This is a genomic window from Geobacillus kaustophilus, from assembly GCF_000948285.1.
GTDB lineage: Bacteria > Bacillota > Bacilli > Bacillales > Anoxybacillaceae > Geobacillus > Geobacillus thermoleovorans_A.
Genome location: NZ_JYBP01000003.1, coordinates 2695877 through 2706534, shown reverse-complemented (window position 1 = coordinate 2706534; position 10658 = coordinate 2695877). Strand labels below are relative to the sequence as shown.

The following is a 10658-nucleotide window of genomic DNA, read 5'->3' as shown; positions in this document are numbered from 1 at the left end:
ATGCACACTCCGGTTATCCTGTTCCTAAGGAAACCTATGGAAAAGGAGCGGGATCATTCATGAAACGTCTCAACATCACCCATGATCACGGATGGACGCCACGGACGCTTCGCAAACAGGAACGGAAAATCAAAAACGCGCTTCTTCGCCAACGGGTGATGGCGGTTCGTTTGGTCATGGAAGGTTATTTGGGCAAAGAGGCGGCCTCCATGGTCAACGTGTGCCGACAAACCGTTTCCCATTATGTGTCGCTGTTCAACGAAGGCGGTCTGGAGCTCTTGCTTCATCGGGATTTCGCCCCTGGACGGGAGCCGTTTCTCACCGAAGAACAGCAGGAAGAGATCAAACAGCTTGTGTTGACCACCACTCCCGCGGAACTGGGCTGGGACGTCGCTTCGGCCTGGAACACCAAACTCCTGCAATCCTATGTCGAAAAGCACTTTGGTGTTTGCCTTTCCCGTGAAGCGCTGCGAAAACTCCTGCACCGTCAAGGTCTGTCATGGACTCGCCCTACGTACACGCTGGCGAAAGGGAATCCGGATGAGCAAAAGCAATTTGAAAAGCAAATGGATTTGATAAAAAAAACTTGATCACCAAGGAGACAGAAGATGCCGTTCTTCTGTACATCGATGAAACGCATATCCGCTCTTATCATGTCTTGCGATCCACTTGGTCCGAGGTCGGCCGTCAAAAACGTGTGCCGACATTCGGCCATCATGCCCATGTTTCGGTATTTGGCGCGGTGAACGTCCACGATGGGGACATCGTGCTTCACCAAACAGAAGCCGCCAACGCTGCGACGTTCTTGGATTTCTTGCGCCTGCTCAAAGAGCGGCATCCCAACCGGATCATTGCGCTCGTCTTGGACAATGCCCGGATTCATCACGCTCGAATGGGGAAGGACTTTTTGCGAGAAGAAGGACAATGTTTTCATTTCCTGTATCTGCCGCCCTGCTCGCCGCAGCTCAACCCGATCGAGCGTTTGTGGAAATGGCTGAAGGATACGATGATCGCCAACGCCTTTCACAAAGACCGCCACGAGATCGTGCAAGCGGTTCAACGATTTGCTCATTACATTCAGGAACGCCCGGAGGAAGTGTTGCGGCGCTTGGGGTGTTCCGCGTAATCGAAAAGTTAACTTTTCAAGGTGCATTTATATAGTTAGCCGTTGGGGTTGTTGCTAATGCTTCAATATATTCTGTTTTTCTTCGGTGTTAAGGCATCTTTGAGGGTGAAGCATCTCAAAGGTGCCTTATTTCGAATAAATAAAGTATCGAACTCGTGCTTGTCAATAAAAAAACTTTAAATGGAATTAATATCCAATCTATGCTATTAATTTATAATTAGGTGATTGCTTATGAACTTGGAATTTGATCGAGAAAAAAATAAAGAATTATGTTTTTGAAACCCTTGCAAGCTCTCATCCCATTTTAAAAGCATTGAAAAACGGTAAGCTTATTATTTTTGTTGGAGCAGGAATGTCTGTTCATCTAGGAATGCCAAGTTGGAGGGAATTTGCATTAAAATATCTAGAGTTTATTTACAAAAACAAACAAATGACTTTAATGGATTTTAAAACAAAGGAAAGTTTGAAAACAGAGGATACCAAGAAATTGTGACGATGTATAAAATTTTGTGTAAAGCCAGGCGTGTTGATTATCCAATAAAATCCAAAGGGTATAGAAAAAAGAGCACCTTTCCTGTAGAATGTGAGTAGCGACACAAACAAACCCAGGAGGTGCTCTCTATGAACAAGCATACCACACTCCCGAATTTGATGCAAAAACTTGTTTCGGATGAAGAGATTCAACTGATTGCCGAAGCGGTTGGGTATCGTGATTCGTCTCGAACCTTTACGTTGCGCGAGTTGATTCACTTCTTCCTGCTGGCCGCCATGCATCAATGGAAAAGCTTTCGCCACGGAGCCGATGTGGGGCCTCTGTATGGATTGCCGCGATTCCATTATTCAACTGTATCCAAGAAAGCGAAAGAAGTTCCCTATGACATCATGAAACGCTTGTTGGCGTTGATCATTTCCAAGTGCAACCGCCAAACCCGCCGTTCGCTTCGGTTTCCCAAACCGCTTCGGGTGGTGGATTCGACGACCGTCACGGTCGGGAAAAACCGCCTGCCATGGGCGCCGTATCACGGCGAACGCGCCGGAGTGAAGCTGCACGTCGCGTATTCGCCGGAATCCTCGTTGCCGGCAGACGTGGTGGAAACCATCGGACTGCGTCATGATGGCCCGGTGGGAGAACAGTTGACGAACGCTCAACAAGTGCTGGTGGAAGACCGGGCGTATTTCAAAATCGAACGCCTCGATCGATTTGTGGAGCAGCATCAGCTCTTTGTCATTCGGATGAAGGACAACATCGAACTTCATCAGAAAAAAAGCTTGAAACGCCTTTCCAGCACATCCTCATCGGTTCAAGCCGACTTCACGTGCCAGTTGGGGACGAAACAATGCCGCTCCACCAAGCGTCACCGGGTGGTGATCTTTCGAGATGCGAATGGCCGCGACATTCGGGTCGTGACGAACCTCTTCCATGCGTCTGCGGAAACCATTGCCGACATGTACCAACAACGTTGGACTGTTGAGGTCTTTTTCCGTTGGGTGAAGCAATATCTGAATGTCCCGACCTTGTTTGGCACGACGGAAAATGCGGTATACAACCAACTGTTTGCGGCGTTCATCGCGTATGTGTTGCTGCGATGGCTGTATGATCAAACCAAAAAACAGACGAACGTCTCTCTTTCCTTCATTTCGTTCGTTCGCCGTTTTTTCTCTGGGCAGCTTCCTCTCGATTGGAAATCCGGGATGGCCGCTGCTTTGTTTGAGTATGCCCAAATTTATGGAAGGCGTATGTATAATTTTGGATAATCAACACTCGTGGTGTAAAGCATTTTGCTATATAAGTTGCAATTTTGTTTTACATGGCATTGTTCGCTCTTCTTGTCACCTTGTCAGCTTGTCAGGTGATAAAGAAGGGACATGGAGATCGGAAATTCTTTATTGCAACTTATATAGAACAAAGGAAAAAAGGTAGGGTATTCTCTGATTGGACCAAAAATCTTAGAGAAAGGAGAACCCTACCTATGTCTAAAAGTATACCGAATGTAGACTGGGCAAATCAACTGGAAAGTGTCATTCGTCAGTTTGTGAAGGAAAAATTAGAGCTGATTATGCGGGAAGAAATCAAACATTTCCTCGAAATCGAACAGGCGGACACATCCAATATGAGAAACGGCTGCTATCAACGAAATCTAGATACACAATATGGCCGGATTGAAGGGCTTTTAGTGCCAAGAGACCGAAACGGAGAATTTCAAACGCAGTTGTTTGCTCCTTATCAACGCCACACCGGCTGGCTGGAGGAAGCCATCATTAGGATGTATCAAAGTGGCATGAGTACACGGGAAATTGGCAAGTTTATCGAACGAATTCTAGGAAATGCTTATTCTCCAGCGACGATCAGCCGTATTACCGATGTCGTGAAAGAAGACATCAAGAAATGGCACCATCGTCCACTATCCAAACGTTATTCGGTCTTATATTTGAACGGCTTGTACGTGAAACTTCGCCGCGATGCGGTAGAGAAAGAAGTCATTTATGTGGTGTTAGGAGTGAATGAAGAAGGGTATCGAGAAATTCTGGATTTCTTCGTGGGAGGACAAGAAAGCGCCTATGGATGGCGGGAGATTCTTCAACAGCTCTACAAAAGAGGCGTCAAGGAAGTGCTTCTAGGCGTATTCGATGGACTACCGGGGCTGGAGGAAGCCTTTAAGGCGATTTATCCGAAAGCCGATGTGCAGCGTTGTGTCGTTCATAAAGTCCGTAATACTCTTAATCGTGTTCGGAAAAAAGATCAATTTGAAGTGGCAGAGGATCTCAAACTGATTTATCGCGCACCGAATAAGGAGATGGCGTTACAGATGTTTCAACAGTTTGAGTCGAAATGGTCCAGCAAGTATCCGAGAGAAGTTCAATCTTGGGCAAATGAGTTGGATGTCCTCCTAACATTTATGGATTATCCAAGCAGTATTCGAAGTATGATTTACACGACGAATGCCATCGAACGAACGATCAAGGAGATTCGGAAACGTCTAAAGCCGATGAACAGTTTGAGCAGTTGAGAAGCCGCGGAAAAAGTCGTGTATTTGACCATCCAAGATTTTAATGAGAAATGGACAGGGCGAAAGTTAAGAGGATTTGCCGAAGCACAGGAAGTCCTGCAACGAATGTTTGAAGAACGCTACAATTAACCAAATATTGTAAATAAACAAATAAGCAAAGAAAGGGGATTTCCTCTGTCCACAATGGATGAGGACGCTAACGACCAGAGAATCCCACGGCTTTAGCCGTGTGGAGTGTCAAACGTTCGTAAAGCCAATAAATGGGATAGAGTGTAACAAGAAACACGATGATTGTCGGCACGTGATCGACGATTGGCCAATAAGCGGCTGCATATGCCTTGATTCGGACGATCACGAAAATAAACAACGGGACGATGCATGCGGCGGCTAGCAGCAAAAACGGGGTGACTCTCGTTTCTTTCAGCTTCACATCGCAATACGGGCATTTCATCGTCCAAGGCGAGGAAAAATGCATGACATCTTTGACTGTAATTGGATTTGTGCATTGCGGGCAAGAGATGAAAGGTTCCATTCTTTTCTTCCCCTTCCTTACAGAGCGATAGGGGGCGTGTAGATCATCGCTTGAACCGTCTTTGCACCCCTGTGAATACATGCGATTTTTGTCATCATGATGGCTCCTCATCCGCTTCCACCAAATGCTTGAGAGCTGCAAGCCGTTCATCCCAATACTGTTCAAAGAAAGAAAGCCATGTTTTTAGTTCGGCGAGAGGTTCGGGCTCTAGCTTGTACCTCGTTTCACGCCCTGCTTTTCGACAGCTGACCAAACCCGCTTCCGCTAGTATATGAAGATGTTTGTTGACGGCTGTGCGGCTGATCGGAAAGAATTGGGCAATCGCGGCAATCGACAATTCGTTGTCGGCCAAAAGCTGCAACATCTGGCGGCGGGTCGGATCGGCGATGGCGTGAAACACATCGTGCTTCGGCACGGAAACGGCCCGTTTATCCTTCGATGTATGCGGGAAGTTTTTGGTTGACAATGTTCTCCCACCCGTCATCCATAATGTGGCGAACGACTGTGTGAGGCTGCCCAAATTCCGTTGTTTTGTCTGCGTTCCATCCGGAATGGATCAAGGTGAATTCTGTTTTTCCATCTTCTAATGCTTTTAATACAAACGTAAGGTGCCAATCTTTTCCCCAGTCAAACCCTAAGCGGTTGGGTGGATCGAGCTCCGTCACTTTGCATGGCGAATCGCCGAATGGCCCTGCGTGCAAAACAAACTGGTGGCCTAAAATCGGCTCAAACGTATTGGGCATCCACCACGCCGCAATGCCTTCGGATGTCGCCACCGCTTTCCATACTTTTTCAATGGGGGCATTCAATACGATCGTTTTGCGGATTTCCGGCAATGTCGGCTTTGCTTGCATCATGAACCCTCCAGTTATTAATTTAACACCAATAGGTGTCATAAATAAATATATCACCTTTTGGTGTTAAAAACAAGTAGAGACGAATGAAGCATCCTTGTTCAATCGGTCTCCCTCATCCAATCTCCAGTCTTCTAACGGGCCGGTGATTCAATGAAAAAGCAGCTCAAAACAGGATCTTCTCAAGTTGAGAAGCTTTGTAAAATCGGTTATTCTTTTCCGACGAACCCTATCGATTTGGCAAAAATAATCGCTTTTCACCTAAAGCGAATGATGTTCTGCAGTTTTAAACGACAGTCATTCCTTGCTATAATGAAAAGCGTATGTTTCCGCCAAGCATAAGTCCGTTGCGACAAAGTGCACAATACACTCAAGAATGAAATACAGCCGATTCATTTAAATAAAGGAGGGAAACCATTGGGTGGCGTGACGAAACATTCGTTTGTGGCAGAAGTTCATCAGTTGGATAAAAAAGGAATTGGACAAACCGTCGTTTGGCATGAAGAGGACGGAAAGAGAAAGAAGCTCAAACTCGCCATTCCCTCTACCCTCCCGGGTGAGAAAGTGCGGGTCGCGATCGACGAGCCGAAACGGCGCCGGGCGATCGCCCGCTTAGAAGAAGTGATGGAACCGCACCCGGAGCGGTTGGAGCCGCGGTGTCCGCATTTTGACCGCTGCGGCGGCTGTGTGTGGCAGCACTGGCACTATGCAGGGCAGCTGCGCCATAAAACGGAGCATGTCAAGACGCTCTTGAAAGAGCACGGATTTGATCCCGTCGTTGTCCGTGATACGATCGGCATGGAGCATCCGTGGCATTACCGCAATAAAATGGAGTTTACGTTTTCTCCTGAAGGCTTGCTTGGGCTGCACGAGCAAGGAAACTTCCGGCAAATCATTTCGTTGGAAACGTGTCTCATCGCCGGGAAGAACATCGTCGAAGCAGCCATGGAAGTGGCGAGCTGGGTCCGTGATCATCGGTTGCCTGGGTATCACAAAGATACCCATGAGGGGCTGCTTCGCCACCTAATGGTGCGCGAGTCGTTTGCGACGGGGGAGGTCATGGTGGCGCTCTTTGCGACCGAGGCGCCGGAAGGGGAGCTGAAAGAAGCAGCGGCCGATTTGACGGAGCGGATCACCAAAGCGCTCCCGCAAGTGAAAAGCCTGCTTTGGCTTGAGAATCGGGCGTGGGCGGACCGCACCCAGGCGGAACAAACCCATGTGTTGGCCGGGCGCGATTTTATTTACGACGAATTGTGCGGGTTCCGCTACCGCCTTTGGTTTGATACGTTTTTCCAAACGAACCCGGTGCAGGCGGAAAAATTGGTGGAGCTGGCGCTTGAGATGGGAGAGCCGAAGCCGGATGAGAAAATGATTGATCTCTTCTGCGGGGTCGGCACGTTTTCCTTGCCGTTTGCCAAGCGGGTGAAGGCGTTGGCCGGCATTGAAATCGTCGAGACATCGATTGAATCGGCGAAGCGAAATGCGAAGGACAACGGCATTGACAATGCGTACTTTTTAGCGCGAGACGCGCGGCGCGGCATTGATGAGGTATTGGAACAGTTCGGGCGGCCGGAGCTGTTGCTTCTTGACCCACCTCGCTCAGGGGCGGGCGGGAAGGTGATGCGAAAAATCGGTCGGGCGCGGCCGGAACGGGTTGTGTATGTCTCATGCAACCCGGAGATGTTTGCGGCCGATATTACGGAATTGGTTCCGTTCGGCTATACGTTGAAAACCGTCCAGCCGGTCGATCTGTTCCCGCATACGGCGCATGTCGAGTGCTGTGCGTTGCTTGTTCGGGGAGCATGATGGAAGGAATCCCGTTTCTTGGATAGGGAGAAACGGGATTTATTGTTTTCGCCATCCTTTTTGAAATAAATAGAAATCATTTACAGGGATAGATGTTCACTCTATGACCACATACCAACTCCAAAGACGGAAGGAAAAGGATGACGGACGATCCTTTTCGTTTTCTCCGTCTAGCTGTACTTCTTGATCGCATCTGCCAGCAATTGCGGCAATGTGGGGATGTCGCCTGCGCTGTATGTGAATCGGACAAACGTCTCGTCCATATCGAGCGCCTCTGCGAACAACCCGGAAAGTCCACGGGCCTTGCGGTCGATTTCTAAAAGAACGTCCACGCTGCGTTCAGAAACAAAGAAAATGGCTTCCAATTCGTCGAGGCGGCCTTTGAATGCTCCGCTTGCCGGTTTGAATTCAAATTCTTGGACAAACGGCAGCCGCCGCTGCCAATAGCGCGGCGCTTGTTCGCATTGGACGTGGCGGAGGCGGAATCCTAATTGCTCGGCTGCCTTGAGAAACGCCGTGACAAGCGGGTGCGGCTCGATGGTGAGATAGTCACGGTCTTGCGGATTGAGCGCCATTTTAATGTCAAGACCGGTCTGCAGCCACACTTTCGAGGTGCCGAGCGTAACCGGCACGTCGTACGGCAAGGCGAATTGAAACGGGATCGTTTTCGTTTCGTTCGGCCCAATTGCCAGCGAGCCGCTTACTTTGTACCGCGCCAGCACCGCTTTTTCTTCGTGTTTCTTATCATCGATTTCGCGAATGTAGGTCGTGACTAACGCTAAATAAATTTCATCAATGTGTTGCTCGACGCTGCCGCCGCGGATGTCGACAATCCCTTCGACTGTTTCGCCTTGGACGTATTGCGCTTTCGCTAATTTCGTATCAACAGTGGCTGTTCCGATGCCGATAGAACTTAACAGTTTTTTGAACAACAAGTTCTCCTCCTTGTCATCGATTTCAGTTGAGAATACGGAGCGCCTGGTGAAAAGGTTCCGTCCTTCTTAATTAAAAAGGCGGGAACGATGCCGTTCCGCCCCTTGACTGTCATTTTTGGCCTGACAACAGCCGATAAACGGCCGAAAAATCGTCTTGCCCCCAGCCGTATGGTTTGGCTAGGCCATACAGCTCTTTGGCCAAGTTCGCCAGAGGCAGGGCGATTCCGCGCTCATACGCCGATTGGGCGACGAGGTGCAAATCTTTGTGCATATGTTCGAGCGGAAACTCAGCCGGAAAGCGGTTGTGAATGATATAGTCTTTCGTTCGGTTGTAGACGATGAGAGAATAGCCGCTATTGAGCAAGTTTTCCGCCATGCGGCTGCCCATAATGCCAAGGTCGATAAACCCGATCATGTTTTGCCCTCACTTTCCTTCATGGTTCTACTGTTGAGAGTAACATAACACCGAAAAGGGTTCCACTATTTTGGAAAACGGGGAGGTTTTTGCTACAATGGTTGGGAGATAGTAACAAGGAGCCGATCGTCATGAAACGAACCATCTATGTCGTCGGGGCAGCCATTCGCAATGAACGCGGGGACATCCTATGCGCCTTGCGCGCTCCCGACATGTCGCTGCCAAACGTTTGGGAGTTTCCGGGCGGCAAGGTGGAGGAAGGGGAGAGCCCCGAAGAGGCTTTAGTCCGGGAAATTCGCGAGGAGCTTGGCTGCACGATTTCCGTTGGCAAACTGTTGGCGGATGTATGCCATGAATATGGACATGCCATCGTGCATTTGCGGACGTATGAAGCCCGCTTAGTCGATGGGGAGCCGCGGGCGCGGGAGCATGCCGAGCTTAGGTGGGTGCCGCTTCAAGCATTGCGCTCGCTTGAGTGGGCGCCGGCGGACATTCCGACTGTTGAGGCGCTGTTGGTCGAGGGGGGAGCGCAAAAGGGAGTTTTTGATGTTCTGATGAGACCGAGATCTATCGCCGATTGAGGTGAAGAAAGCCTGGTTGCGGCCGTTTGCCATGTGGCCGCACCAGGCTCTTTTTGTGTCAGCATGTTAGCGGATGTCAAGTGGGTCGACTGCTTTACCCGTCACGGTGCACGTTTCGGCTAGGGCGAGATCGGCGGCGGCGTCTTCGGCGGTGACGAGCGCGCGCGCGTTTGGATGCTCGATTAAGCGGCAAAAGTCAAGAAAGCGCGCTTGGGCGATCGCTTCGTACCAGCCGTGGCGGTCTGAGAGCACCACGATGCGCTCGTATGGGCGGCGCGGAGCGGCTGAAGGTTCCGTGGGCGGCAACAGCCGGTCGGCCGCTTGCTGCAGTTGTTCGATAGCGTCAGCCGACGGCTTTGTCGGGATGGCGTCAAGCCAGGCGTCAATGCAGGCTGCCTCCTCGTCAGAGACGAGGCTGGAGACGGACAGCCGCATCGGAATCCACCCGTCAAGCACGATGCGCCCGCGCGCCGTATGAATGTCCCAGTGCGTCGACTCTGAGGCGGCAGGGTCCATCGTAAAGCCGTGGTAATACTGGACAGGGATGCGCCGGCCCTTGCCTTCATGGATCACAGTGGCTCCGACGCGCGGCCGTGTGCCGTCTGTTTCCTGAAGCGCGAACCCGTGCGCTTCGACGGCTTCGCCGAACCAGTCGCGGCCGACTTCAAAAAAGTGGACGCCGTGTTCAATGAGAATGCCTCCGCTTCGCCGCTCGTTCCAAAACCAATGGCCTTCCGCGACGCGGTGGGCGGCGTTGTGAAGGCTTGCGTAGTCCACTGCGCCAAGAAGGTAGCGATGGATGAGCTGTTTGACTGCTTCCGTGAGCGGATGGTAGCGAAGAACGAGATTGACCGCCAACGCCCGGTTTTGGCGAACAGCAAGCTGGATGTTCGCTCGCAGCGCCTCGGCGGTGAGGCCGCCTGGCTTTTCAAGCAGCACATGTTTTCCTTTCTCAAGCGCCCGCTCGGCAAGCGGAGCGTGCAAATGCGGCGGGGTGGTGAGAATGACGATATCAACATGTGGATCAACGATCAATTCTTCAGCTTCGCGGTATTCGCGCACGTCGCCCGCCTGCGGCTGAAGGCGGCGATAGGCGTCGATGACGCGCTGGCGTTTTTCGCCCGTCCGCCCGGCGACAGCGGCGAGGTGAAAGGAAGGAAGCGGAGCGAGCGCGCCGGCAAGAAATTCAGCGAATGCGCCGGCGCCGGCAATGCCAACATGGTAACGGAAAGATGATGAAGAAATCATGGCGTATTCTCCTCCTCCCTCACATATATATAGCATTAACGATACTCATTATACCGCAAAGAAAAAGAAGAACGAGAAAATGAAAGTTTTGAAATTTGCAAGCATCAAACATTTCTCATCGACATCATCCGACAATCATTTCGCTTGCATAGA

The 10658-nt window shown here is 50.5% G+C and carries 12 protein-coding genes and 1 pseudogene; 7 read left to right on the top strand and 6 right to left on the bottom strand.

Features of this window, described 5'->3' with window-relative positions; all coding sequences use genetic code 11:
* Window positions 1-59 precede the first annotated feature (59 nt).
* The 5 genes and pseudogenes from LG52_RS20345 (at window position 60) to LG52_RS13980 (ending at window position 4263) form a co-directional block, all read left to right on the top strand.
* Window positions 60-590, top strand: a complete 531-nt coding sequence (locus tag LG52_RS20345) for an IS630 family transposase (RefSeq protein WP_044731501.1) — start codon at window positions 60-62, stop codon at window positions 588-590.
* Entirely contained in the window at window positions 587-1126 is a 540-nt protein-coding gene (locus LG52_RS20340) for an IS630 family transposase (protein ID WP_044732400.1), read from the top strand. Before LG52_RS20345 ends, LG52_RS20340 begins: the two co-directional genes overlap by 4 nt.
* 244 nt (window positions 1127-1370) lie before the next feature.
* A complete protein-coding gene (locus tag LG52_RS13990; protein WP_044732399.1) occupies window positions 1371-1619 on the top strand; it encodes a hypothetical protein in 249 nt (82 codons plus the stop codon).
* Between the two features lie 128 nt (window positions 1620-1747).
* A complete protein-coding gene (locus LG52_RS13985; RefSeq protein WP_015375695.1) occupies window positions 1748-2881 on the top strand; it encodes an IS4-like element IS5377 family transposase in 1134 nt (377 codons plus the stop codon).
* A gap of 215 nt (window positions 2882-3096) precedes the next feature.
* A pseudogene (locus tag LG52_RS13980) lies at window positions 3097-4263 on the top strand (IS256 family transposase).
* A gap of 67 nt (window positions 4264-4330) precedes the next feature.
* Here LG52_RS13980 and LG52_RS13975 read toward each other — a convergent pair.
* The 3 genes from LG52_RS13975 to LG52_RS13965 form a co-directional block, all read right to left on the bottom strand.
* Window positions 4331-4666: a hypothetical protein gene (locus LG52_RS13975; protein WP_044732398.1), complete on the bottom strand. Its 336-nt coding sequence runs from the start codon at window positions 4664-4666 to the stop codon at window positions 4331-4333.
* 94 nt (window positions 4667-4760) lie between these two features.
* A complete protein-coding gene (locus LG52_RS13970) occupies window positions 4761-5132 on the bottom strand; it encodes an ArsR/SmtB family transcription factor (protein WP_044732397.1) in 372 nt (123 codons plus the stop codon).
* Window positions 5095-5520, bottom strand: a complete 426-nt coding sequence (locus tag LG52_RS13965; protein WP_044732396.1) for an SRPBCC family protein — start codon at window positions 5518-5520, stop codon at window positions 5095-5097. Before LG52_RS13965 ends, LG52_RS13970 begins: the two co-directional genes overlap by 38 nt.
* 417 nt (window positions 5521-5937) lie before the next feature.
* Here LG52_RS13965 and rlmD point away from each other — a divergent pair, with 417 nt between their 5' ends.
* Complete coding sequence (gene rlmD, locus LG52_RS13960; protein WP_044732395.1) at window positions 5938-7326, top strand: 23S rRNA (uracil(1939)-C(5))-methyltransferase RlmD; 1389 nt, start codon at window positions 5938-5940, stop codon at window positions 7324-7326.
* A gap of 170 nt (window positions 7327-7496) precedes the next feature.
* Here rlmD and LG52_RS13955 read toward each other — a convergent pair whose 3' ends face one another.
* Window positions 7497-8261, bottom strand: coding sequence for a sporulation protein (locus tag LG52_RS13955; RefSeq protein ID WP_197071956.1), 765 nt, complete (start codon window positions 8259-8261; stop codon window positions 7497-7499).
* Window positions 8262-8370: 109 nt separating this feature from the next.
* Complete coding sequence (locus LG52_RS13950) at window positions 8371-8676, bottom strand: NAD-binding protein (RefSeq protein WP_052524521.1); 306 nt, start codon at window positions 8674-8676, stop codon at window positions 8371-8373.
* A 131-nt stretch (window positions 8677-8807) separates the two neighbouring features.
* Between LG52_RS13950 and LG52_RS13945 the strand changes: the two genes are divergently transcribed.
* The gene (locus LG52_RS13945; RefSeq protein ID WP_044732394.1) at window positions 8808-9257 is read left to right on the top strand and encodes a (deoxy)nucleoside triphosphate pyrophosphohydrolase; all 450 of its coding nucleotides are present in this window, start codon (window positions 8808-8810) and stop codon (window positions 9255-9257) included.
* Between the two features lie 66 nt (window positions 9258-9323).
* Here LG52_RS13945 and LG52_RS13940 read toward each other — a convergent pair whose 3' ends face one another.
* Window positions 9324-10505, bottom strand: a complete 1182-nt coding sequence (locus tag LG52_RS13940) for a Gfo/Idh/MocA family protein (RefSeq protein ID WP_044732393.1) — start codon at window positions 10503-10505, stop codon at window positions 9324-9326.
* Window positions 10506-10658: the final 153 nt, after the last annotated feature.

Coding starts and splice junctions, on each gene's coding strand:
- LG52_RS20345 (WP_044731501.1), top strand. CDS start 60: ATGAAACGTCTCAACATCACCCATGATCACGGATGGACGCCACGGACG.
- LG52_RS13985 (WP_015375695.1), top strand. CDS start 1,748: ATGAACAAGCATACCACACTCCCGAATTTGATGCAAAAACTTGTTTCG.
- LG52_RS13975 (WP_044732398.1), bottom strand. CDS start 4,666: ATGGAACCTTTCATCTCTTGCCCGCAATGCACAAATCCAATTACAGTC.
- LG52_RS13965 (WP_044732396.1), bottom strand. CDS start 5,520: ATGCAAGCAAAGCCGACATTGCCGGAAATCCGCAAAACGATCGTATTG.
- LG52_RS13950 (WP_052524521.1), bottom strand. CDS start 8,676: ATGATCGGGTTTATCGACCTTGGCATTATGGGCAGCCGCATGGCGGAA.
- LG52_RS13945 (WP_044732394.1), top strand. CDS start 8,808: ATGAAACGAACCATCTATGTCGTCGGGGCAGCCATTCGCAATGAACGC.
- LG52_RS13940 (WP_044732393.1), bottom strand. CDS start 10,505: ATGATTTCTTCATCATCTTTCCGTTACCATGTTGGCATTGCCGGCGCC.